This window comes from Pseudomonas sp. HLT2-19-2 (assembly GCF_054898005.1).
Map to the genome: position 1 here is coordinate 3,736,786 of NZ_CM142712.1, position 26,191 is coordinate 3,762,976.

24 protein-coding genes, 2 pseudogenes and 2 riboswitches are annotated in these 26,191 nt (G+C 59.7%); of the genes and pseudogenes, 8 read left to right on the forward strand and 18 right to left on the reverse strand.

Going from position 1 to position 26,191, the window contains the following annotated elements:
- Positions 1-54 precede the first annotated feature (54 nt).
- From ACYZTU_RS17385 to ACYZTU_RS17425, 9 genes and pseudogenes are all read right to left on the reverse strand, one after another.
- Entirely contained in the window at positions 55-1,272 is a 1,218-nt protein-coding gene (locus ACYZTU_RS17385) for an amino acid deaminase (protein WP_461964464.1), read from the reverse strand.
- A 39-nt stretch (positions 1,273-1,311) separates the two neighbouring features.
- Positions 1,312-2,076, reverse strand: a complete 765-nt coding sequence (locus tag ACYZTU_RS17390; RefSeq protein ID WP_461964465.1) for an IclR family transcriptional regulator — start codon at positions 2,074-2,076, stop codon at positions 1,312-1,314.
- A 132-nt stretch (positions 2,077-2,208) separates the two neighbouring features.
- Positions 2,209-2,598 carry a RidA family protein gene (locus tag ACYZTU_RS17395; protein WP_461964467.1) on the reverse strand — a complete coding sequence of 130 codons (390 nt, stop codon included), beginning with the start codon at positions 2,596-2,598 and terminating at the stop codon, positions 2,209-2,211.
- Positions 2,599-2,628: 30 nt separating this feature from the next.
- On the reverse strand, positions 2,629-3,420 hold the full coding sequence (locus ACYZTU_RS17400) for an amino acid ABC transporter ATP-binding protein (RefSeq protein ID WP_461964468.1): 792 nt from the start codon (positions 3,418-3,420) through the stop codon (positions 2,629-2,631).
- Positions 3,417-4,079, reverse strand: a complete 663-nt coding sequence (locus ACYZTU_RS17405) for an amino acid ABC transporter permease (protein ID WP_461964470.1) — start codon at positions 4,077-4,079, stop codon at positions 3,417-3,419. The genes ACYZTU_RS17400 and ACYZTU_RS17405 overlap by 4 nt, the downstream gene beginning before the upstream one ends.
- 8 nt (positions 4,080-4,087) lie before the next feature.
- Entirely contained in the window at positions 4,088-4,750 is a 663-nt protein-coding gene (locus tag ACYZTU_RS17410; protein ID WP_017339153.1) for an amino acid ABC transporter permease, read from the reverse strand.
- A gap of 52 nt (positions 4,751-4,802) precedes the next feature.
- Positions 4,803-5,651, reverse strand: coding sequence for a transporter substrate-binding domain-containing protein (locus ACYZTU_RS17415; RefSeq protein WP_461964471.1), 849 nt, complete (start codon positions 5,649-5,651; stop codon positions 4,803-4,805).
- A 298-nt stretch (positions 5,652-5,949) separates the two neighbouring features.
- Positions 5,950-6,228 (reverse strand): annotated as a pseudogene (locus ACYZTU_RS17420) (type II toxin-antitoxin system RelE family toxin); the annotation flags it as partial.
- Positions 6,218-6,466, reverse strand: coding sequence for a type II toxin-antitoxin system Phd/YefM family antitoxin (locus ACYZTU_RS17425; RefSeq protein ID WP_461971072.1), 249 nt, complete (start codon positions 6,464-6,466; stop codon positions 6,218-6,220). The gene ACYZTU_RS17425 and the pseudogene ACYZTU_RS17420, both read right to left, overlap by 11 nt.
- A 390-nt stretch (positions 6,467-6,856) precedes the next feature.
- Here ACYZTU_RS17425 and ACYZTU_RS17430 point away from each other — a divergent pair, with 390 nt between their 5' ends.
- A complete protein-coding gene (locus ACYZTU_RS17430; protein WP_461964472.1) occupies positions 6,857-7,288 on the forward strand; it encodes a thioredoxin family protein in 432 nt (143 codons plus the stop codon).
- Positions 7,289-7,317: 29 nt separating this feature from the next.
- Here the strand turns inward: ACYZTU_RS17430 and ACYZTU_RS17435 are convergent, their stop codons facing one another.
- Together ACYZTU_RS17435 and ACYZTU_RS17440 are read right to left on the reverse strand one after the other, a co-directional pair.
- Complete coding sequence (locus ACYZTU_RS17435) at positions 7,318-8,874, reverse strand: TerC family protein (protein WP_461964474.1); 1,557 nt, start codon at positions 8,872-8,874, stop codon at positions 7,318-7,320.
- A gap of 267 nt (positions 8,875-9,141) precedes the next feature.
- Entirely contained in the window at positions 9,142-10,008 is an 867-nt protein-coding gene (locus ACYZTU_RS17440; RefSeq protein WP_461964475.1) for a LysR family transcriptional regulator, read from the reverse strand.
- Positions 10,009-10,178: 170 nt separating this feature from the next.
- Here ACYZTU_RS17440 and ACYZTU_RS17445 point away from each other — a divergent pair.
- Positions 10,179-10,349, forward strand: a pseudogene (locus tag ACYZTU_RS17445) (MFS transporter); the annotation flags it as partial.
- A gap of 48 nt (positions 10,350-10,397) precedes the next feature.
- On the opposite strand, the gene ACYZTU_RS17450 reads toward ACYZTU_RS17445, so the two are convergent.
- The 5 genes from ACYZTU_RS17450 to cobW all read right to left on the reverse strand — a co-directional run bounded on the left by ACYZTU_RS17450 (position 10,398) and on the right by cobW (position 18,722).
- Entirely contained in the window at positions 10,398-12,044 is a 1,647-nt protein-coding gene (locus tag ACYZTU_RS17450; protein ID WP_461964476.1) for a phospholipase D-like domain-containing protein, read from the reverse strand.
- Positions 12,045-12,069: 25 nt separating this feature from the next.
- On the reverse strand, positions 12,070-12,675 hold the full coding sequence (locus ACYZTU_RS17455; RefSeq protein ID WP_461971074.1) for a vWA domain-containing protein: 606 nt from the start codon (positions 12,673-12,675) through the stop codon (positions 12,070-12,072).
- Positions 12,676-12,728: 53 nt separating this feature from the next.
- The gene (locus tag ACYZTU_RS17460) at positions 12,729-13,727 is read right to left on the reverse strand and encodes an ATP-binding protein (RefSeq protein WP_461964477.1); all 999 of its coding nucleotides are present in this window, start codon (positions 13,725-13,727) and stop codon (positions 12,729-12,731) included.
- A gap of 156 nt (positions 13,728-13,883) precedes the next feature.
- The gene (gene cobN, locus ACYZTU_RS17465; RefSeq protein ID WP_461964478.1) at positions 13,884-17,657 is read right to left on the reverse strand and encodes a cobaltochelatase subunit CobN; all 3,774 of its coding nucleotides are present in this window, start codon (positions 17,655-17,657) and stop codon (positions 13,884-13,886) included.
- A gap of 3 nt (positions 17,658-17,660) precedes the next feature.
- Positions 17,661-18,722 (reverse strand): cobalamin biosynthesis protein CobW, encoded by a 1,062-nt coding sequence (gene cobW, locus ACYZTU_RS17470; RefSeq protein ID WP_461964479.1) that lies wholly within the window; start codon positions 18,720-18,722, stop codon positions 17,661-17,663.
- 102 nt (positions 18,723-18,824) lie between these two features.
- Positions 18,825-19,037: riboswitch (cobalamin riboswitch) on the reverse strand.
- Positions 19,038-19,139: 102 nt separating this feature from the next.
- Positions 19,140-19,368, forward strand: a riboswitch (cobalamin riboswitch).
- 120 nt (positions 19,369-19,488) lie between these two features.
- On the opposite strand from cobW, the gene ACYZTU_RS17475 reads away from it, so the two are divergent.
- From ACYZTU_RS17475 to cobM, 4 genes are all read left to right on the forward strand, one after another.
- Positions 19,489-19,692 (forward strand): CbtB domain-containing protein, encoded by a 204-nt coding sequence (locus ACYZTU_RS17475; RefSeq protein ID WP_461964481.1) that lies wholly within the window; start codon positions 19,489-19,491, stop codon positions 19,690-19,692.
- An 11-nt stretch (positions 19,693-19,703) separates the two neighbouring features.
- Positions 19,704-20,411, forward strand: coding sequence for a CbtA family protein (locus ACYZTU_RS17480; protein ID WP_461964483.1), 708 nt, complete (start codon positions 19,704-19,706; stop codon positions 20,409-20,411).
- Positions 20,408-20,821, forward strand: a complete 414-nt coding sequence (locus ACYZTU_RS17485; RefSeq protein WP_461964485.1) for a cobalamin biosynthesis protein — start codon at positions 20,408-20,410, stop codon at positions 20,819-20,821. Before ACYZTU_RS17480 ends, ACYZTU_RS17485 begins: the two co-directional genes overlap by 4 nt.
- 83 nt (positions 20,822-20,904) lie before the next feature.
- Positions 20,905-21,651: a precorrin-4 C(11)-methyltransferase gene (gene cobM, locus ACYZTU_RS17490; RefSeq protein ID WP_461964486.1), complete on the forward strand. Its 747-nt coding sequence runs from the start codon at positions 20,905-20,907 to the stop codon at positions 21,649-21,651.
- Between the two features lie 61 nt (positions 21,652-21,712).
- On the opposite strand, the gene nfuA is transcribed toward cobM, so the two are convergent.
- On the reverse strand, positions 21,713-22,297 hold the full coding sequence (gene nfuA, locus ACYZTU_RS17495; RefSeq protein ID WP_007898222.1) for a Fe-S biogenesis protein NfuA: 585 nt from the start codon (positions 22,295-22,297) through the stop codon (positions 21,713-21,715).
- 199 nt (positions 22,298-22,496) lie between these two features.
- On the opposite strand from nfuA, the gene ACYZTU_RS17500 reads away from it, so the two are divergent.
- Both ACYZTU_RS17500 and ACYZTU_RS17505 read left to right on the forward strand, forming a co-directional pair.
- Complete coding sequence (locus ACYZTU_RS17500; protein ID WP_461964487.1) at positions 22,497-22,802, forward strand: transposase; 306 nt, start codon at positions 22,497-22,499, stop codon at positions 22,800-22,802.
- Positions 22,803-22,828: 26 nt separating this feature from the next.
- Positions 22,829-23,635: an IS3 family transposase gene (locus ACYZTU_RS17505; RefSeq protein WP_461971076.1), complete on the forward strand. Its 807-nt coding sequence runs from the start codon at positions 22,829-22,831 to the stop codon at positions 23,633-23,635.
- A 150-nt stretch (positions 23,636-23,785) separates the two neighbouring features.
- Here the strand turns inward: ACYZTU_RS17505 and ACYZTU_RS17510 are convergent, their stop codons facing one another.
- Complete coding sequence (locus ACYZTU_RS17510; RefSeq protein ID WP_461964488.1) at positions 23,786-26,083, reverse strand: fatty acid cis/trans isomerase; 2,298 nt, start codon at positions 26,081-26,083, stop codon at positions 23,786-23,788.
- Positions 26,084-26,191 lie beyond the last annotated feature (108 nt).

Here is a 26,191-nt window from a genome sequence, read left to right on the forward strand (position 1 = left end):
GATCTCACTCGATCGATCGTTCCCACGCTCTGCGTGGAAACGAGCACATAGCCGCTAGAAACAGGTTTCCATGGTTTCGATGACGTTCAGTTGCTCATCCACCAGACACCCGGTACGCCACTTGTCGAACGTCAGGCACGGATGGGACGTGCCGAACGAAATGATGTCCCCCACCCGCAACTCAACACCCGGCGCTACGGTCATGAACGCATGCTGGTCCATCACCGCCGTCACCTTGCAGGCGCGGACGTCATCGCCCGTCGCCGGCACCACACCGGCCTTGTAGCGCAACAACGGCACCGGCAAACCGGCGTCGTAGGCCACGTCGCGTTTACCCAGGGCGATCACCGCAAACCCCGGCTCCGGCAACGACTGCACATGCGCCCAGACTTCCAGCGCCGGGCGCAGGCCTTCGTGCAGATCACTGCGGCGGACGAGCACGCCGCATTGCGCCTCTTTGTAGATGCCGTGATCGTGCGCCACATAGCTGCCGGGACGCAGCACACTGAGGAACCGCCCACCGGCGTTCTGCGCTTCGAATGATTCAGCAATCAAGTCGTACCAGGCCGAACCCGACGCGGTGATGATCGGCTTGGCAATGGCGAACGCCCCGCTGTCCTGCAACTGCACGGCCAGGCGCACCAAAGAATCAGCGAACGCACGGATGCCGCTCTCCGCATGATCACCGTGAATCACCCCTTCGTAACCTTCAATCCCGGTCAGCGCCAACGCTGGTTGCGCCGCGATGGCCTTGGCCAGCGCAACCACTTCCTCTTCCGTGCGGCAACCGCAACGACCACCGACCACGCCGTACTCGATCATCACGTTCAAGCGCACACCGCGCGAGGCGAAATACGCACCCAGGTCAGTGACGTTGTCCGGGTGATCGACCATGCAATGGAAGTCGAAAGCCGGATCGGCCAGCAGATCGGCGATCAGCGCCATGTTCGGCGTACCGACCAATTGGTTAGCCATCAGTACCCTATGCACGCCATGGGCGTAAGCCGCGCGGGTTTGCGTGGCGCTGGCCAGGGTGATGCCCCAGGCACCGGCGTCCAGTTGGCGCTGAAACAGCGCCGGGGTCATGCTGGTTTTGCCGTGGGGCGCGAGTTCGGCACCGCTGTTGCTGACGAACGCCTGCATCCAGCGAATGTTGTGTTCCAGTGCTTCGCGGTGCAGCACCAGCGCCGGCAGGCTGACGTCGCGCACCAGGTTGGCGCCCGTGTGGGCGAAGCCCTTTTCCACGGCGGCAGTATTTTTGGCAGAAGACATGGTCGAACTCCTCACATTCGCGGCCGCAGGCAGCCGCTGTTATTCGCTGATACGACGGGCCAGGCTGTTGGCGCTGTCAATCAACACCCGGCGATAGTCGTTGTAGTTGCTCTTGGCATCGGCCCGTGGGGCAACGATGCACAGGGTCGCAATGGCCACGCCGTTAGGGTCTTTGACCGGGGCGGCGAAGCAATGGGTAAACGTGTCGGCGACGCTATCGAAAGAGAAGAATCCATCGATACCGGCCTGGCGGATTTCCAGGAGAAACTGCGCAAGCGGCAGCCGCTCGCCGTTGGGCAGGATGAAGTCGTCTTGATCGATCAGGTCGACGATTTCCTGGTCGCTCAGGTGCGCCAGCAAGAGGCGCCCGGAAGCGGTCCAGGGAATCGGTGCGTTCTCGCCGATGTCCGAGGAAATACGGAAATGCCGCTCGCCCTCTTTCATCAATGCCACGGTGTATTTGCGCCCGTTGAGCAGGCACATCTGCGCGGTTTCGCGGGTCTGGCTGACGATCTCCTGCAGGGCATGATCGGCCTCGCGAGTCAGGTCGAAATGGCGCAAGTGCGCCTGCCCGAGGAAGTACAGCTGACGGCCGAGATACACGTGACCGTCCTTGCCCACGGGCTCGAGAATCCGCCGGTCCAGCAGGGAGGCGACCAATTCGTAGACCGTGGATTTCGGGCTGCCGATGCCGCTGGCGATTTCGTTGGGGCGCAGGGGCTTGCCGACCTCCTTGAGGAAATCGAGGATATCGAATGCCCGGTCCAGACCGCGAGCCCGGCGCTTGATGGTGTCTTCGGTCATGTCTGTGTTCCCATTCAAAGTCGCCCTGTAGGAGCTGCCGCAGGCTGCGATCTTTTGATCTTGCCCTTGTGGCTTGTCCAAAAGCGCCAAAAGATCGCAGCCTTCGGCAGCTCCTACAAGAGCGATCGCGGTTCAGGCCTTTTTCTTGTACGCAACACAGTCAATCTCAACCTTGCAATCGACCATCATATTCGCCTGCACGCAGGCTCGCGCCGGTGCGTGTTCGCTTTTGAAGTACTCGGAAAACACCTTGTTGAAACTCCAGAAATCCCGCGGATCTTCCAACCACACGCCGGCGCGCACCACGTCTTCCAGGCCATAACCGGCTTCTTCGAGAATCGCGACCAGGTTCTTCATGGTCTGGTGAGTCTGCTCGACGATGCCGCCCGCAATGATCTCGCCGTCCAGCGCCGGCACCTGGCCGGACACGTGCAGCCAGCCATCGGCTTCAACGGCGCGGGCGAAAGGACGGGGTTGGCCGCCACCGGCAGTGCTGCCGGTGCCGTAACGAGTAATGCTCATGAGTGTTTCTCCTGATTGAAAAGTGATAGTTCAGAACCGCGTGTTCTTGAGAAATTCCGCCAGACGCGGTGATTGAGGACGTTCGAACAGTTCCTTGGGCGGCCCCTGCTCTTCGATCCGCCCCTGATTCATGAACACGATCTTGTCCGAGACCTCGAACGCAAAACGCATCTCGTGGGTGACCAACAGCATGGTCATGCCGTCCTCAGCCAGGCCCTTGATCACGCTCAACACTTCGCCGACCAGTTCCGGATCGAGGGCCGAGGTCACTTCGTCGAATAGCATCAGGCTCGGGTTCATCGCAATTGCCCGGGCAATTGCCACACGCTGTTGCTGACCGCCGGACAACTGACCGGGGTAGTGGTCGCGCCGTTCCAGCAAGCCGACCCGTTCCAGCCATTTTTCCGCCAGGGCCACCGCTTCATCCTTGTGCAGCTTTTTGACCTTGAGCAGACCGAGGGTGACGTTCTGCAACGCCGTGAGATGCGGGAACAGGTTGAACTGCTGGAACGCCATGCCGGTCATGGCCCGATGCCTGGCAATGACTTTTTCCGGGTGACGCACGCGCTTGCCGTTGATCTCGTCATAACCGATGGACTCGCCATCGAGCATGATCTGCCCGCCCTGAAACTCTTCGAGCATGTTCACGCAACGCAGCAGCGTGGTCTTGCCCGAACCGCTGGAGCCGATCAGCGTCACGACGTTTCCGCGCTGCATCGTCAGGTCAACGCCCTTGAGCACTTCGAGCGGCCCGTATTGCTTGTGCAGGCCGCGGATGTCCAGCAGCGCCTGATTCTGTATCGAAACTTGAGGTTGAGTCATGGCAAGGCCACCCGCTTTTCAATGTGCCGGCCGAGTAATTCGATGGCGTAGTTGATGACGAAAAACAGCAATCCGGCGAACAGGTAAAACTCGAGGGTCATGAAGGTCCGAGCGATGATCTGCTGGGTGCTGAGCAGCAACTCAGCCACACCAATCACCGACAACAGCGTCGAAGCCTTGACGATCTCGGTGGACGAGTTGACCCAGGTCGGCAAAATCTGCCGCAGCGCCTGAGGCAACAGCACGTAGCCGAGCGATTGATAAAACGTCAGGCCGATGGCCTTGCTCGCTTCCATCTGACCGCTGGGCAGCGCTTGCAACGCGCCGCGAACAATCTCGGCGACATGGGAGCCGCAAAACAGCGTCAGCCCCAACGCGCCGGCCTGAAACGCACTGATCTGCCAGCCCAGCGCAGGCGCCATAAAGAAGCAGGCGAGCACCAATACAAACACTGGCGTGCCGCGAATGATGTCGACGTAAAAACGAAACGGCGCGCGCATCCAGAACTTGCCGTACGTCAGCACCAGACCAGCGACGATGCCGACTATCGTGCCCAACAGAATGGCCAGGGCCGAAACCTGCACACTGGTCAGAAAGCCTTGCCACAGGACTTCCCGCGCCACCCATAACTCATGCAACCAACTAGGGGATTCGTACATGTGGTCTCCTATCGGCGAATCGCCAGACGCTGCTCGAGGTAACGCAGCATCATGGCAATGAGGTAACAGGCCGCCACATAGAGCGCTGTGGTCACCATCCAGGTTTCAATCACCCGGTAGCTCTCGACATTGATCTTGCGCGCGTAATAAGTCAGCTCCGGCACGGCAATCGCAGCCGCCAGCGAAGTGTCCTTGAACAGCGAGATGAAATTGTTCGACAACGCCGGCAGTACATTGCGCAGCATCACCGGTACGGTGACGTACGCCTTGACCTGCCACTCACCCAGACCGATTGCCAACCCGGCTTCACGCTGCCCCTTGGGAATGCTCAACAACCCGCCGCGGAACACTTCGGTCAGATAGGCCCCGGCATACAGCGACAGCGTGATGATGAACGACGGGATCTTGTCCAGACGGATCCCCAGGCTCGGCAAAGCGAAGTAGATCAACAGAATCAACACCAGAATCGGCGTGTTACGGATGACCGTCACATACACCGACGCCAGCACTCGCAACGCGCGGTGCTTCGACAGCAAAGCAAACGCCATCAGCAGGCCGATCACGCAGCCGATGGCGATTGACACCAGCGCCAGTTCAAGGCCCAGACCGAGCCCCGCCAGCAAGGTGTCGAAATCGCGCCACACGGCAGCAAAGTTCAACTGATAGTTCATGGTCAGCAGTACCTTGAACGGGGCGATTTACGACCGCCCCGCTCTCACGGGATCATTTGAATTCGACGGGAAAACCAATTGCGGAGGTCGGCAGATCGACCCCGAACCACTGCTTGAACGACGCCGCATAGGTCGGGAACTCAACGCCGGTCATGGCTTCATGCAGGGCGGTGTTGACGAAGTTCAACCAGTCCTGATCGCCGCGTTTGACGGCGCACGCGTAGGTTTGCGGGCTCCAGGCGTAGGCCGGGCTGCGATAGCGGCCCTGGTTTTGCACCATCAGGTATTTCACCGACGATTGATCGGTGGCAGCGGCATCGGCGCGGCCGGAGTTCACCGCCTGATACATCAGGTCCACGCTGTCGTATTGATCGACCTTGGCTTTAGGCAATGCCTGATGCACCAACTCTTCGGCGTACACGTTCTGCAGCACCGCCACGGTCACGCCGTCACCGGCGGCTTTCAAGTCTTCGATTTCCTTGTACTTGCTGTTGGCCGGCAACAGCAGGCCGACGCCTTCGCGGTAGTACGGCAGCGTGAACGCCACCTGCTGCGCACGGCTAGCGGTGACGGTAATGAACTGACAGCTCATGTCGACCTTGTCGGTCAGCAAGTTGGGAATCCGCGCATCGGACGACTGCACCACGAACTCGACCTTGCTCGGGTCGTTGAACAACCCTTTGGCCACCATCCGCGCGATATCGATATCGAAACCCTGCAACTTGCCGTCCGCTCCCTGGAAGTGCCACGGCGCATTGGTACTGCCCGTGCCCACAATCAGTTTCCCGCGGGCCAGCACGCTATCGAGCTTGCTGTCCGCCGCCTGGGCCACGCCCAGGGCAGCAGCCGAAGCCGCGAGAACAAAAACACACGCTTTAAATAAGGAAAGTCGGCGATGCATGGCAAGCACTCCAAGTGATGTTTATTCCGTTATACCGGAACTAAGTATGTAACAACGGAATAGACAGCAGAAAGTGTGCCATAGGATGTGAGGGGAATGTTGGGGAGATTTAAAAGTGTTTTGAATCAAATGGATGGATAAACAACAAAACGGAGGTTACGAAATGCACAGCTGAGCGACCGCTACCTTTAGCTACAAAGTGCGGGTACCTGGTTCACAGTTGGAGTTTTGATGAGCTGATTCGGTGCGGCCGCTGCATTAGAGGGCAGCCGGAAAATGAAGTTACCAAGGCCCATCGGCGATCGGCAGCATCCTTGTAAACATCGCTCCGCTCTCTTTTGCCTACGGCTATCACGGTCACTACCAGCACGTCATCAAGCACGCGATACACCATTCGATATCCGGCACTACGCAGCTTGATTTTGTAAGCGTTTCCAAGCCCGCTGAGTCGGTCAGCGGGAACGTGGGGGTTTACAAGACGCTCCTGAAGTTTCCTTTTGAACTGGTCCTTCAGGTTTACTCCGAGTTTTTTCCATTCTTTCCAAGCTTTTTCTGAGAACTCCAGCTCATAGGTCATCAATCGAAACCCTTATGGTCGGATCGTTTTCCCGCTCTTTGCAAAGGGTAAGTAACTCCAAGTCATCCAGGCGATTCATCATGGCTTCGTACTCTTTCGCGGGAACACAATAGAAAGCCGGCTCATTGCGGTTAAGGATCGCAACAGACAGGCCACCGCCGGCAGCGACCGTACCCATCGGATTTTTTTTCAGTTCAGAGATGCTAGCCACCACCTGCGAAAGCACGATATGTGTCATCAAGTTATTCCTTAGGGTGCTTTTAGAAGTACTAAAAATAGCACTCCAAAGCGTATCTGCCGCTATCTTTTTGTCATAAAGGAGGTGCTCCGTGCTTGCCGCTTCTTGCCCTTCGATTCGCGGATTGATCTTGCGCTCCAGGTTCCCACTCATCTGTTCGGATACTCCTTTCCCACAGTCCATGACTGTCTCCATTGAGGAATGAACAAAAAGTATCACGCCACACGCTTCCGGCTTTCCGTGTTTCCTGTCGGGTTGGTCCTGCAACGCAGTAAGGAGTGTCCTGGGTTACGTAGGAAAACCTACCTGTTATTTCTGACAGTAGACTGATCGCGGCTGACTCCTTTACCGTCAACAGGCACTCGATGCACGGTGAAAAAGGAGATTTCAATGAGCTCGAAAATCGCTAGCAAAGCGCTGGCCCCGGTCTATCACAAGGCCCTGAACACCTGGCGCCCGGTGATTTTGTACTTCAGCAGTCAACACTGTCCCGCCTGCGAAATGGCCGGGCCGATTTTTCGTCAGATCGCTGAACCGTATCGGCATCAGGCCCAAATCTACATGTTGAACACCAGCGAATCGCCTCGGCATCCGGACGTCACCGGCACACCCACCGTGCTTTTTTACAAGAATGGGAAGCTGCTGAAGAAGCTCAAGGGAATTGGCACTGAGCAAACCCTGCTGGAACACTTTGCCAGGTACATCGGCCAGGTGAAACCGGCAACGGTGAAACATAAACCGGTTCGCAATCTGGCGTGGTTGCAACAGACCCTGCGCAGACTGTGCACCGTGCCTCGGGCGCGCACGTTGATCGGGGCTTGAGAAATGATCGTTCCCACGCGCGGAACGATCTAATTAGCGCGCACCAGCAATACCCGCGTCACCCGCCGTTCCTCAACCGCTGCCACTGTCATCCGCCAGCCTTCCCATTCATGGCTGTCACCGATCATCGGCAGGCGATCCAGCAGGCTCACCACCAACCCGGCCAGGGTCTGATAGTCGTCGGTGGGCTCTGCCGCAAACCCGGTCCGCTGTCGCACCCGCGCCAGGTTCAACGCGCCGCTGACCATGAACCCACCCTTCTCCTCGACCACATCCGGGCCCTCGATTTCGCTCGCGTCTGGCAACTCGCCGGCGATCGATTCGAGAATGTCAGTCATGGTCAGCACACCGACGAAGTCACCGAACTCATTGACCACGAACGCAATGTGAGTCGAGGCTTGGCGCATCTGTTCCAGGGCATTGAGGATCGAGTAACTGTCCAGCAAGTTGATGGTCTTGCGCGCCAAATGCTCAAGACCAGGCTGGTTGCCGGCCAGGTATTCCTTGAGCAATTCCTTCTTGTGCACGAAGCCCAGCGGCTCATCCACCGCGCCATCGCGAATCAGCGGCAGGCGTGAATAGGACGAATTCATCAGGCGCGTGCGAATAACTTCGGCATCGTCGGACAGGTCGATGTGATCCACATCAGCGCGTACGGTCATCAAGGTGCGGATCGGTCGCTCGGCGAGTTGCAGAACACCACTGATCATCACTCGTTCGCGACGGTCGAACAGCTCTACGCTCGGCGCTTCGCCATTGTCCAGCATGTCGGCAATCTCCTCGCCAACCTCCTCCACCGCCAGCTTGCGGCCACCGAGCAAACCCATCACGGCGTGGGCTGTGCGCTCACGCATCGGTCGCAGGCCCTGCATCGATTTTTTACGGCGAGCCCGGGCAATCTGGTTGAAAATCTCGATCAGGATCGAGAAACCGATGGCCGCGTACAGGTAGCCCTTCGGAATGTGGAACCCCAGGCCTTCAGCGGTCAGCGCGAAGCCGATCATCATCAGAAAGCCCAGGCAGAGCATGATCACCGTCGGGTGTTCATTGACGAAACGGGTCAGCGGCTTGCTGGCGACGATCATCAGGCCGATGGAAAAAATCACCGCGATCATCATCACCGCCAGTTCATCGACCATGCCCACAGCGGTAATCACCGCATCCAGGGAGAACACCGCATCGAGCACCACGATCTGCGCCACGATCGGCCAGAACATCGCATAAGCCGCATTAGACGCGCGCTGGCCAACATGGCCTTCGAGTCGCTCGTGCAATTCCATGGTGGCCTTGAACAACAAGAACACACCACCGAACAGCATGATCAAGTCGCGGCCGGAGAAGCTCTTGTCGAACACCTCGAACAACGGCTGAGTCAGGGTCACCAGCCACGAAATACTCGCCAGCAGGCCCAGGCGCATCAGCAACGCCAGGGACAAACCGATGAGCCGCGCACGATCGCGTTGCTCGGGCGGCAGCTTGTCGGCAAGGATTGCGATAAACACCAGGTTGTCGATGCCCAGCACCAGCTCCAGCACAATCAACGTCAACAGGCCCAGCCATGCGGTGGGGTCAGCTATCCATTCCATAAAAACGTCTCGATCTCTTCAGTGAATTCAGAAAGCCAGGCACGGCAAGGCGCGGCGCAGAGGCCGTGGCGGTGAAATGACAAAGGGATTCGGAAGTCGGAAGACCGGATGCTTCGCGTGCATCAAGACCGCGTGGTAGCACAAGGAGAAAGGATACCAGGGAGGCTCCGAGAGGGTGTTCATGCAAGTCCTGAAAGGAAAAAGGCCTTGGAGCGTACAGGCGAAAGCGACACTTCTTACAGCCGAAAATCATTACAAAATCTGTAATCAGTGCTTTTTGACCCGCTCGATATACCGCTCCACCGCGGGTGATTTCTCGAATCGTCGATGGATCAACGACAACCAGGAGCTCGCCTCACACCCTTTGATCGGCCGGTACAGGACACCGGGCAGACTGATATGCCCGACCACCGATTCGGGCACCACCGCCACGCCCTGCCCCAACGACACCAGCGCTATGACCGCTACCAGCCCGCCCGGTTGCGCCCCCAGTTTCGGCGCAAATCCACCCTCGGCGGCGACTTGCAAAGTGCCGCTGATTTGCTCCGGCAGGATGAACGTCTCGTTCTGCAAGTTTTCGGGAGCAACCTCTGGCAGACGGCACAGCCAGGACTCGGCAGGCACCGCCAGCACAAAACCCTCTGCATCCAGGCGAATGGCTTCCAGGCCCTCTGGCAAGGTCATGGGTGAGCGGGCATAGCCAATGTCGAAACGCCCCTCGACCACCATCACCGGCAATGACGCCATGGGACTTTCCCGTACGTTCAGGCTGACGTCAGGACACCCGCGACTGAAGGATTGCACCTGTTTCTGCAGCAAGCCCGAATACACCACCGAAGCCACGTAACCCAGTTCGATATGGCCAATATCCCCGCGCCCGGCACGTTGGGCGTTGTACTGAGCGTATTCGAATTGCCGCACCGTCGCCTCGGCCTCGATCACCAGCGCGGCGCCGGCCTCGGTCAGGCTGACTTCACGTGTTTGGCGCACGAACAATCGCGTGCCGAGTTCGTTCTCCATGTCCTGGATCTGCCGAGTCAAGGTCGGCGGTGCGATACCGAGTTGTTCGGCGGCGCGGGTGAAGTTGCCTTGCCGGGCAACGGCCAGAAAATAGCGGAAATGGCGAATATCCATCGGTGCGTTAGCTCAAAGGTAATGAAGTGACAAGGCGTGCTTAACAAAGAAAGCACCAACCGGCGATAAGCTGCACTGACTTTTACAGTAGAGAAACGCTGCCATGTCCGTCAAACACAAGGTGAGCCCGCGACTGACGTTACTCACAGCCTCAGGCGTTTGCTCGCTGATCGTCTCGCCCAATGGTCGAGCCGTTGGCTCGCCAAGCCTTCGTCGGAGGTTTCAGCCTGCTGCTTTGGGTGGCGGGTTTGCTGGCATTGTTGGGGCCGCTGGAGGTGGGCACGCTGATGCGCAATCCGATCCCCGCCCCCTCGACTGCTGCCGTCGGTGTTAAGGCTTGAACGACGCCAATACTCGCTCGGCATTCGCTACCAGCCCCGCGAGTGTGTTTACCGTCCGGAAAAACGCAATCTGGATAGCTGACGCAAATCCCCGTCGAGGTAATAGTCATCGGTCCAGCTGTCATCCGCCGCCAACGGCTGGACCTGTTTGAGCGCGAGTTTCTTGGCGAAATAGCGAAAGCGGTAATGCTCGTAAAACCGCAGCAACTCCAGACCATAACGGTCCGCCAGATCGGTATTGCCGCGAATGATCAAGTAGTTCTCGTCATTGCCATTGCTCGCCGCGGCACTGAGGTTATGGCTGCCGCTGATGATTGTCGGCGCATCGCTGGTGAAGTCTGTCACCACGGCTTTGGTGTGCACCAGCAGGTTGCCCCTCTGGCCTTTCATGTTCTCTCTGAGCCAACCTTCCAGCCCGGTGTTGAGCAACGCGGTGGCGGCGAATTCAGCGGTGCGGTCGGCGTGGAAACCGGTGATCCGGCTGACGGTGTTTTGCAGGCCGTAACGCAAAATGTCGTCGTGGGGCTGGCCGAGCAAGGCGTTCAGGATGTCGTCGGGCAAGGCGAACGCGGTGACGAACAGCACATCCTTTTTCGCGGCGTTGATGATCTCGACAAACTCACCCAGATCCCCTTTGCCCGAGCGCGGTGAGAACCCAGCGAACGTCGGTTGCAGCGGATCCATCGGGTTGTTTTGCGTGAGCCAGTTTCGGGTAGCGCCGACATCCGCCGGGTTAGCCCAGACCTGCTCGAAGGTGCGCAGATAGCTGGCGCTGACTCGCGTGTCGTCCAGCACATGCACCACGTTGGCCTGGCGGTAAACACCGTTGGGGGTGAAATTGGTGCTGCCGCAAAACACCGCTTCGGGCTGCCGCTGTCCCGCTGCGTCGAGCCGGCTCAGCACCATGAATTTGTTGTGGAAGATGTTATGGGTGACTCGGCCGCGCTTGTTCTCTGCCGGGATGTTTTCCAGGCTGGCCTCGTTCATGGTGGTGTCTTCATCGTCCGGCTGGGCGTGATACAGCACGCGAACGTTTACCCCACGTGCAAACGCCGCATTGACGGCATCGACAATGGCCTGCAGTTCATACTCGTAGATGGCAATGTCCAGCGCCCACTGGGCATCCACCGCACGCTCGATAAACCCCAGCAAACGCCCAAGCAAACCGTTTTCCAGCCATTGCCGCGGGGCATCCGGCCAGGCTTCGATGGGCAGGTTCTTGTTGGCGGTGATCAACGCGTCGAGCTCGGGAAATTTACGCTGGAACGCCTGGCTGGCGGCCACTGCGCGATTGAAGATCACGCTTTGGTTACTCGGCAGGCCATTGTCGGAAGTGACCGTCACTTCCAGAAATTCACCCAGTTGCGGCGCATCAACGGTGCCGTAGGCCAGGTGAATTCGGTAATGGATCGTCATCCCCGGATTGACCGCGTAATCGGCCCAGCGAAATTTCTGCAACGGCGCGATATCGCTGGGGGTGGCGTGAAACTGGGGAAACGTATGCACCTTACCGGGGAAGGTCAGCCTGTTGAACAGGAACAGCCAGGGCTTGGGGCCTTGCTGTTTTTCGATGGCGAAACCCAACAGGCCTTTGCGGCGGGGTTCGGCCAGGTCCATGGCCAACAGCACGCCATTGGTGCCAGCGTAAGCCTTGACGCGAAAATCATCCTGATGGTTGACAGCTAGAACACGCATGCTTCACTCCTGTGATTCTTTCGGCTCACTCCATATCATCGATATGTCGATACTCGGCCTGCAACTCGGCAGCCATCACCTTAGCCCGTCCAAGCCGAATCGGCCCGCGTTCGATGTCGATCAGCAGCCCAGGACAATCAAGCGCCGACAACCTTGACCAGTCCTTCAATCGGCCATCGGTGACCAACAACAATCGCTGCTGTTCCGCCGGAAAGCGTTTTTGCCGTGCTGTCAGCCATTGCCCCGCCTCTCCCAGCGCCGCCAGTAACGGCGTACCACCACTCGCTCCCAGGCCATCAAGCCAGCTGCGTAAACCGGCGGAGGCTTTCAACCCTTGCACTTGCCATTTCGGTAGATTGCCACTGGCCGTCAGCAACGCCAAGCGCGCGCGCTGGCGATAGGCGTCGTCGAACAGCTGCGCGAGCAAGCCCTTGGCATCGCTCAACGCCTGATGGCGGCGGGTCGAGGCCGAGGCGTCGACGATCACCAGCCACAGTTCGTAGGGCGAACGGGTGCGCAGGTGAAACAAGACATCGTCGCGCTGACGCGGGCGGCCGTTCAGCAACGTACCGGGCCAATTGATTGAGCCGTTACGTGCCGCGTGACGTTTACCCTGTTTGCCATTGTCCAGCCGTCCGGCACGGGGTCTGGCATTCGCCCCCGCGTCAGATCGAGGGCGAATGCCTAGGGCTTTTTTGGCCAGCTCGGCACTTCACGTCGCGCGCCGACCGGTAACGCCTGGGCGGGCATTTCCCCCCATTGGCCCTGGCCTTCGCTCGGGTTGGTATTTTGGGTCGAGGGCGGTTGACTGTGTTGCGGCGCCGGTGGCGACTGCTCGCGACGGCGATGGCGCAAGGCAAATTCGGCGACGGCGTCGATATCTTCCTCGGCGATTGCGCTCGCTCCACGCCACGCTGCATGGGCACGCGCCGCGCGCAACCAGACCAGGTCGGCCCGCAAGCCATCGACGCCAGCGGCAAAGCAGCGCTCGGTAATCTGTGCCAGCGCATGATCGTCGAGAGGGACACTTGCCAGCGCGCTCCGCGCCTTCTTGCAACGTTCACGCAGAGACTGCTGTTGGCTTTCCCATTCAGCGCAGAAGCTGTCCGGATCGCTGTCGAAATCCAGCCGACGGCGGATGATCTGACCACGCTCGGCCGGTGCTGTGTGACCACTGAGGGCGACGTTCAGGCCAAAACGGTCGAGCAGTTGCGGACGCAGCTCACCCTCTTCCGGGTTCATGGTGCCGATCAGCACGAACTTCGCTGAATGCCGATGGGAAATGCCGTCACGTTCGATCAGATTGGTGCCGCTGGCGGCCACATCCAACAGCAGGTCCACCAGGTGATCGGGCAATAAATTAACCTCATCAACGTAGAGCACACCGCCGTCGGCCTTTGCCAGTACACCGGGGGAAAACTGTGCGCGACCCTCGCTCAGCGCGGCGTCCAAGTCGAGCGTGCCCACCAACCGTTCTTCGGTGGCGCCCAACGGCAATGTCACGAATTGGCCGCTGGCCAGCAGATCCGCCAGGCCTCGGGCCAACGTTGACTTGGCCATGCCGCGAGGGCCTTCGATGAGTACGCCGCCGATTTTCGGGTCGATGGCGGTCAGGTAGAGGGCGAGTTTCAGATCGTCGGCGCCGACCACGGCGGAGAGAGGGAAATGGGGGGTGTCGGTCATGGTTAATACTCGGTCATGGTCGGTAGCAGGCACACCTTGTACCTGTGGGAGCGTGGCTTGCCCGCGAAGGCGTCCGGTCAGTCGAAATCAATGTTGAATGTGAGGGCCTCTTCGCGGGCAAGCCACGCTCCCACAGGGTTTAGCGGTGCCGCAGAGTTAGCTGTCTTCTTCTATGTCCAACAACAAATTTTCTAGCGCCTCCCGATACTCACCCGGTTCCTTCCACATCCCCCGCTGCTGCGCCTCCAACATCCGCTCAGTCATGTCACGCAACGCATGCGGATTGTGCTCACGAACAAAATCCCGGGTCGCCGGGTCCAGCAAATACGCCTCCGCCAGCAACGCATACTGGTGATCGTCGATCAGCTGCGTGGTCGCGTCGAACGCAAAAACATTATCAACCGTCGCCGCCAGTTCAAACGCGCCTTTATAGCCGTGGCGCTTCACGCCGTCGATCCACTTCGGATTGGCTGCCCGGGAGCGAATCACCCGGTTCAGCTCTTCCTTCAACGTGCGGATCTTCGGCAAGTCCGGCTGACTGTGATCGCCATGATAACTGGCCGCTGCCTCACCACTGAGGCTTTCTACGGCGGCGAGCATGCCGCCCTGGAACTGGTAATAGTCATTGGAGTCGAGCAAGTCGTGCTCACGGTTGTCCTGGTTTTGCAGCACGGCTTGCACTTGGCTCAGGCGCTGAGCGAACTGCTCTCGCGCCGCGGTGCCTTCGTCAGAACCGCCGTAAGCGTAGCCGCCCCAGTTCAGGTAAACCTCGGCCAGGTCATCGCGGCTTTGCCACAGACGACCCTCGATGGCGCCCTGCACGCCCGCGCCGTAAGCACCCGGTTTGGCGCCAAAGATGCGCCAACCGGCCTGACGCCTGGCCGCGTCTTCATCCAGCCCCGATTGCCTCAACGCTTCGCGCTCGGCACGCACCTTGGCGGCCAGGGGGTTGAGGTCGTCCGGCTCGTCGAGGGTGGCGACCGCTTGCACGGCGGCGTCGAACAGACGGATCAAGTTGGCAAAGGCATCGCGAAAGAATCCGGAGACGCGCAAGGTCACGTCCACGCGCGGACGGTCCAGCAGGCTCAGCGGCAAAATTTCGAAGTCGTCGACCCGCTGACTGCCCGTGGCCCAGACCGGGCGCACGCCCATCAGCGCCATGGCCTGGGCGATGTCATCGCCGCCGGTGCGCATGGTCGCGGTGCCCCACACCGACAGGCCGAGCTGGCGCAGGTGATCGCCGTGGTCTTGCAGGTGTCGTTCAAGAATCAGGTTGGCCGACTGGAAGCCGATGCGCCACGCGGTGGTGGTCGGCAAGTTGCGCACGTCTACCGAGTAGAAGTTGCGACCGGTCGGCAGCACGTCGAGTCGACCGCGACTCGGCGCACCACTGGGGCCCGCCGGCACGAAGCGACCACTGAGAGCGTCGAGCAGACCGCGCATTTCCGCCGGGCCGCAGGCGTCCAGTCGTGGAGCGACGACTTCACGCAGGCTGTCGATGATGGCTTTCACCTCTGACCAGCCTGACGCGTTCAGCTGCTCAATCTCAGTGTTCAAGGCCTGCTCGATCAGCTGTGTGGCGAACAGTTCCAGACGTTCGCGGGTATCACCGGCTGTGCGCCAGACCTCATCGGTGAGGGTTTGCAGTTCAATCGGACGCGGCCCAGCCCAAGGTTCGGCGAGCGCACAATCCAGCGGATCAAAGCCCAACGCGAACGCCTTGGCCAGCGCCCGCAGCAGACTTGATTGTGCGCCACGCCCATCGCCACGCGGGATACGCAGCAAGGCCAGCAAGGTGTCGATGCGCAAACGCCCGGTCGGCGACTCGCCGAACACATGCAGACCGTCGCGGATCTGCGACTCTTTCAAGTCGCACAAATACGTGTCCAGACGCGGCAACCAGATCGCCGCATCGGCATCACTGTCGAGCTTCTCGTCCAGTTGCAGTTCGCGATCGATGTGCGTCTCGCGCACCAGTTGCAGGATGTCGCGCTGCAATTCCCGGGCACGGCGCGGATCGAGCAATTGCGCTTCGTAATACTCGTCGGCGAGTAATTCCAGGTTGCGCAACGGGCCGTAGGTTTCGGCGCGCGTCAGCGGCGGCATCAGGTGATCGATGATCACCGCTTGCGTGCGGCGCTTGGCCTGGGCGCCCTCACCCGGGTCGTTGACGATGAACGGATAGATGTTCGGCAGCGGCCCGAGCAGCGCGTCCGGCCAGCAACTCTCCGACAGCCCGACGCCTTTGCCCGGCAGCCATTCGAGGTTGCCGTGCTTGCCGACGTGGATCACGCCGTGGGCACCGTAGGTGTTACGCAACCAGAAGTAGAACGCCAGATAACCGTGAGGCGGCACCAGGTCCGGGTCGTGATACACCGCGCTCGGATCCACCTGATAACCGCGTGCCGGTTGAATGCCGACGAAGGTCAGACCAAAGCGCAGCCCGGCGATCATCATTCGCCCGCCACGGAACATCGGATCGCTTTCGGGCGTGCCCCAGCGTTCCAGTACGGCCTGGCGGTTGGATTCGGGCAAGGCGTTGAACATCAGCAGATAGTCGTCCATCGCCAGGCTTTGCTGACATGGACGCTGGTCAAGGGTGTCGAGGTCGTTGCTGACCCCACCGAGCAATTGCTGGATCAACGCGGTGCCAGTGTCCGGCAACTCCGCCGGTAGCGGATAACCTTCGGTGTGCAGCGCACGGAGGATGTTCAGCGCGGCGGCCGGGGTGTCGAGGCCCACGCCATTACCGATACGACCATCACGCGTCGGGTAGTTGGCGAGGATCAGGGCGATGCGTTTTTCACTGTTCAGTACACGCGCCAGATCGATCCAGCGCCGCGCCAGTTCGGCGACAAAATCCATACGTTCAGGTTGTGGTCGGTAGCAGACAACATCCGACTGGCTGCGTTCGCTGCGCCAGGCCAGGTCCTTGAAGCTGATCGGCCGGCTGATGATTCGGCCATCCAGTTCCGGCAGCGCGATGTGCATCGCCAGATCGCGTGGACCGAGGCCCTGTTCACTGGCGCGCCAACCGGGCTCGTTGTCCTGGGCGCAAATCGCCTGAATCACCGGGATGTTGCGACGAAACGGTCGCAGGTGCGGCGCTTCAGGGCTGGATTGAGCGAAACCGGTGGTGTTGAGAATCACCCCCGCTTCAACTTCGTCCAACAGGTCCTCGACCGCCGTCAGGCAGCTGGGCTCTTTCAAACTGGCCAGCGCAATCGGCAACGGGTTCAACCCCGCCGCCTGCAAACGCTGGCAGAAAACATCGATGAAACCGGTGTTCGCCGCTTGCAGATGCGAACGGTAAAACAGCACCGCCGCGACCGGTTGATCGGCCTGCCAGTCGGCTTGCCAATCGTGGAGGTCTGCGGGGCTTTTTTGCGGATGGTAGATCGCTGTGCGCGGCAGGGTTTGCGGCTCGGCCCAGGCGTAGTCGCGATCAAGCCAACGATTGGCGAGGCAGCGAAAAAAATCCAGGGCATTGCTCATGCCGCCCTGACGCAAAAACTGCCAAAGCCGATCGCGGTCGCAGGCAGCCACGGTGCTCAGGTCGCTGAGTTCCGGGTCCGGGCGGTCATCGCCGGGCACCAGAATCAGCTGCACGCCGCGCTGGGACAACTCCACCAAGCGCTCCACGCCATAGCGCCAATAGGCGATGCCGCCGTGCAGCGAGATCAGAATCACCTTGGCGTGGCGCAGCACTTCGTCGACATACAGGTCGACCGACGCGTGATTCTGCACCTGCATCGGGTTGGCCAGGCGCACGCTCGGGTAATCGTCGGGCAACTGCTGCGCCGCTTCGGCGAGCAGCGCTAGGCTGGAGTCGCCGCTGCACAAGATCACCAGCTCGGCGGGGGTTTGTCCAAGGTCGGCAATGTTGTCATCCGACACGAAACCGCCGGGTTGGGTCCTGAGCAGGTGCATGGCTTAAACGCTGAGCGCAGCGCGCAATTGCGTTTCGATTAGAATTCCGTCCAGTTCCTGGCCGATCAATACCAGGCGCGTGGTGCGCGCTTCGTCGGCGCCCCACTGACGATCGAAATGCTTGTCGAAACGTGTGCCCACGCCCTGGATTAACAGGCGCATTGGTTTGTTCGGGATGGCGGCGAAACCTTTGACACGCAAGATGCCGTGCTGAACCACCAATTGAGTCAACGCGTCCAGCAGCAGGCTTTCGTCTGCCTGGGGCAGTTCGATCGAGATCGAATCGAAAGCATCGTGATCGTGATCGTCCTCACCTTCATGGTGGTGATCGTGATGGCTGTGACGGCTGTCGATGTGTTCTTCGGAACCGGCACCGAGGCCGATCAGCACGTCCAGTGGCAGACGACCACTGCTGGCTTCGATGACTTTCACGGCGGGCGGCAACTCTTCAGCGACTTCCAGGCGCACACGGGCCAGGTCTTCGGGGCTGATCAGGTCGGCCTTGTTGAGGATCACCAGGTCGGCGCTGGCCAGTTGGTCGGCGAACAACTCGTGCAGCGGCGATTCGTGGTCCAGGTTCGGGTCGAGTTTGCGCTGGGCATCGACCTGGTCCGGGAAAGCGGCGAAGGTGCCGGCGGCGACCGCTGGGCTATCGACCACGGTGATGACCGCGTCAACAGTGCAGGCGCTGCGGATTTCCGGCCACTGGAAAGCTTGCACCAGCGGTTTTGGCAGGGCCAGACCCGAGGTTTCGATGAGGATGTGGTCGAGGTCGCCGCGACGGGCGACCAGTTCGCGCATCACCGGGAAGAATTCTTCTTGAACGGTGCAGCACAGGCAGCCATTGGCCAATTCATAAACGCGGCCGTTGGCTTCTTCTTCTGTGCAGCCGATGGAGCACTGCTTGAGAATTTCGCCGTCGATGCCCAGCTCGCCAAACTCGTTGACGATCACCGCAATACGACGGCCCTGAGCGTTGTCGAGCATGTGCCGCAGCAACGTGGTTTTGCCCGAGCCGAGGAAGCCGGTAACGATGGTGACAGGGAGTTTGGCCAGTGTTTTCATCGGATGCCCTTTGGCAAGGTGGCGGGCATACGGGACGACGACCGGCAACGCGGACGCGCGTGCCTGAAGAGTTCGCCACCGGATCACCCCGCCCGGTTGAAAGTGAGAATCTGTGTCGAGGCAGGTCTCCTGGCTGACGGCTTGCCAGTCGTTCGACTGACGTTGGCTGCGCCTTCCCGCGGGCCCGATAGACAGGGCTTGCAGTGGCGTGGCAGCCAACAGAACCGTTCACAGTTGCGGGGGCAGCCGCGGCATCGACCGCGTTCCCTTCTTAGCTTCGGCAGACGCCGAAGAACCTCGAAAGCGCAAGGCTACGCATCGTCTCGGGGCGGGTCAATGTCCTACACAGAGCCAATCATCATTCGGTACCGAGTTGAGAACCCTTGCCAATTGACGCCCAACCCCCGCCCATGCTCTCCTACACGCCTTGTTACGGGTGCCCTTCACAGGGTGAAACGGGAAACCGGTGAATCATGTGCTTTACTCTAAAGCCATGTCAGTCCGGTGCTGCCCCCGCAACGGTAAGCGAGCGAAGCGTCAGATCCACTGTGCCAGCAGTTCGGCATGGGAAGGTGATGTTTGCAGGTCAAGGCGAAAGCCAGCGCCCCTCGTGAGCCCGGAGACCGGCCCGCAACACAAAGTGACCATTACGATCACTGAATAACAAACCCGCGGTGGGCGGGCGCTGTTTGAACCTCTGCGCGCCCGACTCGCAGGGGTCTTCCATGCGCTCTATTCACCCGCTGACAGACCAGAGGGAAGCGCCATGTCGATCATCAGCAGCACCGGCAGCAACACCGATAAGAGCACCGCCAGCACCACCACGACCCTGACTCAACGCCTGACCGCCGCCGTGTTTGCGTCGATCCTTGGCGCTAGCCTGGTGTATTTCGCCGGTTTCTCGCACATCGAAGCGGTGCACAATGCCGCGCACGATACCCGCCACAGCTCTGCATTCCCGTGCCATTGAGACCTGCTGACATGATCAAGCGTATTGCGCAAACCGCAGGGTTCACCGGGCTGCTGGCCGCCCTGCTGCTGACCCTGCTGCAAAGCTTCTGGGTGGCTCCGCTGATTCTGCAGGCCGAGACTTACGAAAAGTCCGAGCCCGCCGCTGTTGCCGTTCACGAACACGCCGCGGGTGCTGTCGCCGCTCACACTCACGACGCCGATGCCTGGGAACCGGAAGACGGCTGGCAGCGCGTGCTGTCGACCACGGGCGGCAATCTGGTGGTAGCGGTCGGTTTCGCCCTGATGCTTGCCGGTCTTTACACCTTGCGCGCACCGACTCGCACTTCCCAAGGCCTGCTATGGGGCCTGGCCGGTTATGCGACGTTCGTGCTGGCACCCACCCTCGGCCTGCCGCCTGAGCTGCCGGGCACCGCCGCTGCTGATTTGGCGCAACGGCAGGTCTGGTGGATCGGCACTGCCGCCTCCACGGCGGTCGGTATCGCATTGATCGTGTTCAGCCGCCACTGGTTGATGAAAGTGCTCGGCGTGGCCATTCTGGCCGTTCCTCACGTGATCGGTGCACCACAACCGGAAGTCCATTCGATGCTGGCTCCAGAAACCCTGGAAGCTCAATTCAAAATCGCTTCGCAGCTGACCAACGTGGCGTTCTGGCTGGCCCTGGGCTTAGTCAGTGCCTGGTTGTTCCGCCGCAAAAGCGATGGTCAATACCACACATGACTGACCTCAGTGCAGCGCCGACCCTGGTGGTCGGCCTGGGCTGCCAGCGCGGCTGCCCCGTCAGCACGCTGCGGGCGTTGCTCGATCAGGCGTTACAGGCTCATAAAATCGAGCTCCACCAGATCAAGGCGTTGGCCAGCATTGACCTGAAGCGCGAAGAACCTGGTTTGATCGAGTTGGCCGAACAGCTAGCGCTGCCACTGATGTACTTCAGCAGCGAACAACTGGCCTGCTATCAACCGCAACTCAGCCACCGCTCGGACATCGCGTTCGAACGCACCGGCTGCTACGGCGTCGCGGAAAGTGCCGCCCTGGCCCTGGCCGAACAGTTGGCCCAGGCACCGGCAAAATTGCTGATTCCACGACAAAAATATGCCCAGGCCACCTTGGCATTGGCCTGCGTCGCCTGAAATCCTCAATAATCCCTGTCTTTGATCATGAGCAATCTTCATCTGAAGCTTTGTCCAGCCCCTTTTTCTCACAGGAACCGACGATGACCGTCTACTTCATTGGCGCAGGTCCCGGCGACCCGGAACTGATCACCGTCAAAGGCCAACGGCTGATTCGAAGCTGCCCGGTGGTCATCTATGCCGGCTCCCTGGTGCCCGCCGCCGTGCTGGAAGGCCATCGCGCCGAACACGTGGTCAACAGCGCTGAACTGCACTTGGAACAGATCATCGAGCTGATCAAGACTGCCCATGCCAACGGCCAGGACGTGGCCCGGGTGCACTCCGGTGATCCGAGTCTGTACGGCGCCATTGGCGAGCAGATTCGCTACCTGCGCGAACTCGACATCCCTTTTGAGATTATTCCCGGCGTCACGGCCACGGCGGCCTGCGCGGCACTGTTGGGCGCCGAACTGACGTTACCCGATGTGTCGCAAAGCGTAATCCTGACCCGCTACGCCGACAAGACCGCCATGCCCGTCGGCGAAGAGCTAGGCAGCCTGGCACAGCATGGGGCGACCATGGCGATTCATCTGGGGGTCAATCATCTGGAGAAAATCCTGGTTGAATTGCTGCCGCACTACGGCGCGGACTGCCCGATCGCGGTGATTCACCGAGCGACCTGGCCGGATCAGGATTGGGTGGTGGGGACGCTTGAAGACATTGCAGCGAAAGTTGAAGCCAAGGGGTTTCGGCGCACGGCGTTGATTTTGGTGGGCAGAGTCTTGGGCAGTGATCACTTCAGTGAGTCATCGCTGTACCGCGCTGGGCATGCGCATCTCTACAGACCCTAGGACCCATAAAAAAACGGCGCTCACGGGGCGCCGTTTTTTATGTTTGCAGTGAACACCTTACTTAGTAGTAGGCGTTTTCTTTCTGCGTGTGGTCGGTGACGTCACGAACACCCTTGAGCTCGGGAATGCGTTCGAGCAACGTGCGCTCGATGCCTTCGCGCAGGGTGACGTCTGCCTGGCCGCAGCCTTGGCAACCGCCGCCGAACTTCAGTACGGCGATGCCGTCTTCGACCACATCGATCAGGCTGACCTGACCGCCGTGGCTGGCCAGCCCCGGGTTGATCTCGGTTTGCAGGTAGTAGTTAATGCGCTCGTTGACCGGGCTGTCGGCGTTGACCATCGGGACTTTGGCGTTTGGCGCCTTGATGGTCAATTGGCCGCCCATGCGGTCGGTGGCGTAGTCGACTACCGCATCGTCCAGGAAAGCTTCGCTGAACGAGTCGATGTAAGCGGTGAAGCTTTTCAGCCCCAGCGCGGTGTCTTCAGGTTTTTCTTCGCCCGGCTTGCAGTAGGCAATGCAGGTTTCGGCGTACTGAGTGCCAGGCTGGGTGATAAAGACGCGGATGCCGATGCCTGGGGTGTTCTGCTTGGAAAGCAGATCAGCCAGATAATCGTGGGCGGCGTCGGTGATGGTAATAGCGGTCATGGAAACTCCTCGCAGGCTTGGGCGCAGTTTACGCCAATCATCGCGCCGCACAAAGTCCTAGTATTTTTGTCGGGAAAGATGCGTCTGTCGATGAACATCTGATCACCGCAACCCCTGTAGGAGCGAAGCTGATCTGGCCTAATGAATTTGGACACATCAATAGGGCGCTATGATGGCGCCCAAATCTGAGGTGTGCATGATGATGCGAAAATCCTATTCCAATGAGTTCAAACTCAAAGCTGCAAGCATGGTGCTCGATGAGGATCAGCCGATTCCCGAGACCTGTGCCAGCTTGGATATCGGCCCAACAGCCTTGCGCCGCTGGGTCGAGCAGGTGCGAAAAGAGCGCGCCGGATCGACGCTTGCCGGTACCAAGGCGATCACCGTCGACCAGAAGCAAATCCAGGAACTTAAAGCCCTGCTCAGGCAGAAAGACCGGGATATCGAAATCCTAAAAAAGGCCAGTGCTCTCCTGCTTTTGGACTCCAAAGATCATTCCCTCTGATCAGTGAGCTGGGCGAGCAGTACGGTATTAGAGACTGCTGCCGCGTGTTTGAAGTCAACCGCAGCAGCTATTACGCCTGGCGCCAGCGTCAAGGTAAAACCAACCCGGAGCGCGAAGCGCTCAAGGTTGTTTTGATTAAATACCACAAGGCATCAAGAGGCTCGGCAGGTGCACGAACCCTCTCCGAAGACCTGCGGGGCGACGGCCATCAGGTGGGCCGCTACATGGCCCGCGGTTTGATGAAGGAAGCTGGGATCGCTAGCCGTCAGCGTAGACCTCACAAATACAAGTCATCGGGCGTTGAGTCGCTGGTGGCTGAGCATGAGTTGGAGCGTGAGTTTTACGTAGCTGATATCAATAAGGTTTGGTGCGCGGATATCACCTATATCCAGCTAGGCAAGCGCTGGCTCTACTTCTCGGTCGTTCTGGATCTGTTTGCGCGACGTGTGGTGGGCTGGTCGTTTTCACTGGTCGCAGACGCGACGCTGGCGCGCGAATCACTGCGAATGGCCGTCGAATTGAGAGGACGACCTAAAGGTGTACTGTTTCATTCTGACCAGGGATGTCAGTACACCAGCCATAAATTCAGGGACGAACTGATGGCGCACGAGCTTAGGCAGAGCATGAGTCGAAAAGGCCAATGCTGGGATAACGCCCCGATGGAGCGTTTTTTTGGAAGTTTGAAGTCAGAATGGGTACCTGAAAATGGGTACAACTCAGAACACGAAGCCCGAGTTGATATAAACCGCTATGTGGCGCGCTACAACAACGTCAGGCGCCATAGTTACAACGGTTACCACTCACCTGTAGCAGCGGAAAAGTTGGCGGTGTGAGAACCGAAAAAAATGTCCAAAATTACTGGACCAGTTCAAGCTTGCTCGCGAAAGCGGTCTGATAGTTGACATTTATGCTGAATGTCAGCCCCCTTTCGCGAGCAAGCTTCGCTCCTACAGGGGTTCGGCGGTGCGTGTTCAGGCTTTCGATCAAAGATTCTCGTACCGGTTCATGTCCAGCACACCCTCTTCCACCGGATCGGTCTCGTGGACGTACCGGCTCAGGTCATGGAAGTAGAACCAGAACTGCGGATGGCTGCGGCGAATGCCCCAGCGCTCGACGATTTTTTCGAAGCGATGGGCGTCCTTGGCGTTTTCCATCTCGCCGACAAACTCAGGCACTTGCTCCGCCGGGATGTTGAACATGAAGTTCGGATAGCTGCTGAGCACGCCCGGGTAAATAGTCACGGTGTCGAGCCCTGGCTGATACCGCAGCGATTCACCCAGCAGGAACGCCACGTTACTGTGCGCGCGGTTGCGCAGCAGGCTGTAAACCTCGCGTTTGCCGCTCTGGGTTTCGATGCGCAACAGGGTCGCTTCCGGCAGCTGATCAATGACCCTCAATCCGGCCGCCGGACGCGAAGTCAGGCGACTCAAGGCCTGCTCGGCGCTCTGCAATGCCGGATCGATGTTCGGCCGCGAGCAATAAGCGCCGTCACACCGGTTGATCGGATCAGGCTTGGCGTTGAGGTCGCCGTAACGGGCCAGCAGCTGCATGACGAAATCGCGTTTCGGGTCCTTTTCGTCCAGCACCAGCGCCGTCTCTTTGTCGTTATCGATGGACTCGTAGTCCATCCACATCTTGAATTTTCCGCCGCTCTGGTACCAATCGTCGAGGTAATCATCCCGCGAATCGGCGGGCATCAGACGGAGGAAGTTTTGCTCGGCGCCGTTGCGAATCAGGTCGAAGTACAGGCGCGTTTGCGCCTGATGGGAGACGTTGCCGAACACGTCGAAGTTGACCGCCAATTGATAATAGGTGCGCTCCAGCAACGGAAAGTCGAACAGCCACATCGTTTGCGGCACGTCACCGATCAGGCCTTTGTTCACCGAGGCGCTGTCGAAATGCCGGAAAATGCTCAGCAGCGCGTTGTCGTTGCCGGCCCACAAGGTCGACCAGCTCGGCGCTGGCGTATCGGCGTAACTGTCACGGCGCAGCGCCTCGTACTCGTTACGCTTGTTGCGGTACTCATGCCAAAGGCTCAGGACACTGCCGACATCATCGTTCTGCCCCGGCATCGCCAGCAACGGCGTGGCCTGACCGCGGTAGTTCGGATCGATGATGTAGAGGTCGTGCTCAGGCGCCTGGAACAGTGCCCAGAAGTTATCGCGGATCACGTCGGTGGCGATCTGACCGCGGCACACCGGGCCGCGAATGAAGGTGCGCACGAAGTATTCGGCGTTATCAAGCATGAACTGATAACGCGCCTGGGCCGGGATCGCCTCGAACGTGCTGAACGGATTGGCCCGACGATCCGGCCCGTAGCCTGGCAACGCATTGACCTGCCAGTTGCCGTTATAGAAGAGGCTTTTGGTCCGCGCCATCTTCGCCGCGCTCAACGGGTAGGTGATGTGGGTCTTTTGCACAATCACGCCTTGCACCGGCCACAAGCGGTAATACACCTGAGTACCCGGATCGTCATTCGGGCGGCGTGTGTTGATCAGGTCGATCGGCTGGCCGGTCGGCGTGCGTGAACGGACCCACTGAAAGAAATGCCCCGGCTCGCCGTCCTTGAAATAGAGATGAGCGAGAAACCAATGCTCGAACAACCAACGCCCCACCAGGCTCTGTCGCGCGCCCGGTGCGTTGAGCAGGTTTTCCCACTGCACCACCTGCAACGCTTCTTTGGCGCTCGGCACAAGGCCTTGCTCGTCAATCGGCGCGCCGGACGCCAACCAGCGTTGCAGCGTCTGGTATTGCTGGTCGGTCAGGCCGGTGACCGCCAGCGGCATGCCCTCTTGGGGGTGTGAACGGGCGTAGCCGTCGAACTCGGCCGGCATGGCGCACCTGTTTTCCCGGTTAAGACCAAGGACGATGTCTTCCGGCAACCTGGCGTTGGGTTGCAATGGGGTTTTGTGGCCCTGCTCCAGCATCCGCGCCATCAGCGACGCTTGGCTGCCTTGAGCGTCGAGCACCGAATAGAAGTCCTTTTGCTGCCAGGCACGTTTACCGAAAGCGTCATAAAACAGCCGGGTCGGCGCGGCAGCCTGGCTGCGTTCGCCGTCGTAGACCGGGACCTTGGTCGCGCCCCGAGCAGCCCCTTCGCCACTGCCCAGAATGAGCTGACAGGCGGAGTCGTAGCAGGCGTGGCAGGCCACACACTTTTCGGTGAAGATCGGTTGGATGTCGCGGCTGTAGGAAATCGCAGAGGAAATCACCGGACCTTGCGCGGCGGCGTCCCAGCTTAAAAGCAGCATAAACAGGCTGGTGATGACGCGATTCGACATGTCCCTGGTCTCAATCATGAAAAGCGTCGCGATTCTACCGGTCTGTCCCCCACACCATCATGAGCGATATTCATGCAAAACCGGGACATGCTCTAAAACCACGCAGGT

What these genes read in the sequence shown, in the direction of transcription:
- ACYZTU_RS17385 (WP_461964464.1), bottom strand. Translation starts at nt 1,272, where the DNA reads ATGTCTTCTGCCAAAAATACTGCCGCCGTGGAAAAGGGCTTCGCCCAC.
- ACYZTU_RS17390 (WP_461964465.1), bottom strand. Translation starts at nt 2,076, where the DNA reads ATGACCGAAGACACCATCAAGCGCCGGGCTCGCGGTCTGGACCGGGCA.
- ACYZTU_RS17395 (WP_461964467.1), bottom strand. Translation starts at nt 2,598, where the DNA reads ATGAGCATTACTCGTTACGGCACCGGCAGCACTGCCGGTGGCGGCCAA.
- ACYZTU_RS17400 (WP_461964468.1), bottom strand. Translation starts at nt 3,420, where the DNA reads ATGACTCAACCTCAAGTTTCGATACAGAATCAGGCGCTGCTGGACATC.
- ACYZTU_RS17405 (WP_461964470.1), bottom strand. Translation starts at nt 4,079, where the DNA reads ATGTACGAATCCCCTAGTTGGTTGCATGAGTTATGGGTGGCGCGGGAA.
- ACYZTU_RS17410 (WP_017339153.1), bottom strand. Translation starts at nt 4,750, where the DNA reads ATGAACTATCAGTTGAACTTTGCTGCCGTGTGGCGCGATTTCGACACC.
- ACYZTU_RS17415 (WP_461964471.1), bottom strand. Translation starts at nt 5,651, where the DNA reads ATGCATCGCCGACTTTCCTTATTTAAAGCGTGTGTTTTTGTTCTCGCG.
- ACYZTU_RS17425 (WP_461971072.1), bottom strand. Translation starts at nt 6,466, where the DNA reads ATGACACATATCGTGCTTTCGCAGGTGGTGGCTAGCATCTCTGAACTG.
- ACYZTU_RS17430 (WP_461964472.1), top strand. Translation starts at nt 6,857, where the DNA reads ATGAGCTCGAAAATCGCTAGCAAAGCGCTGGCCCCGGTCTATCACAAG.
- ACYZTU_RS17435 (WP_461964474.1), bottom strand. Translation starts at nt 8,874, where the DNA reads ATGGAATGGATAGCTGACCCCACCGCATGGCTGGGCCTGTTGACGTTG.
- ACYZTU_RS17440 (WP_461964475.1), bottom strand. Translation starts at nt 10,008, where the DNA reads ATGGATATTCGCCATTTCCGCTATTTTCTGGCCGTTGCCCGGCAAGGC.
- ACYZTU_RS17450 (WP_461964476.1), bottom strand. Translation starts at nt 12,044, where the DNA reads ATGCGTGTTCTAGCTGTCAACCATCAGGATGATTTTCGCGTCAAGGCT.
- ACYZTU_RS17460 (WP_461964477.1), bottom strand. Translation starts at nt 13,727, where the DNA reads ATGACCGACACCCCCCATTTCCCTCTCTCCGCCGTGGTCGGCGCCGAC.
- cobN (WP_461964478.1), bottom strand. Translation starts at nt 17,657, where the DNA reads ATGCACCTGCTCAGGACCCAACCCGGCGGTTTCGTGTCGGATGACAAC.
- cobW (WP_461964479.1), bottom strand. Translation starts at nt 18,722, where the DNA reads ATGAAAACACTGGCCAAACTCCCTGTCACCATCGTTACCGGCTTCCTC.
- ACYZTU_RS17475 (WP_461964481.1), top strand. Translation starts at nt 19,489, where the DNA reads ATGTCGATCATCAGCAGCACCGGCAGCAACACCGATAAGAGCACCGCC.
- ACYZTU_RS17480 (WP_461964483.1), top strand. Translation starts at nt 19,704, where the DNA reads ATGATCAAGCGTATTGCGCAAACCGCAGGGTTCACCGGGCTGCTGGCC.
- ACYZTU_RS17485 (WP_461964485.1), top strand. Translation starts at nt 20,408, where the DNA reads ATGACTGACCTCAGTGCAGCGCCGACCCTGGTGGTCGGCCTGGGCTGC.
- cobM (WP_461964486.1), top strand. Translation starts at nt 20,905, where the DNA reads ATGACCGTCTACTTCATTGGCGCAGGTCCCGGCGACCCGGAACTGATC.
- nfuA (WP_007898222.1), bottom strand. Translation starts at nt 22,297, where the DNA reads ATGACCGCTATTACCATCACCGACGCCGCCCACGATTATCTGGCTGAT.
- ACYZTU_RS17500 (WP_461964487.1), top strand. Translation starts at nt 22,497, where the DNA reads ATGATGCGAAAATCCTATTCCAATGAGTTCAAACTCAAAGCTGCAAGC.
- ACYZTU_RS17510 (WP_461964488.1), bottom strand. Translation starts at nt 26,083, where the DNA reads ATGTCGAATCGCGTCATCACCAGCCTGTTTATGCTGCTTTTAAGCTGG.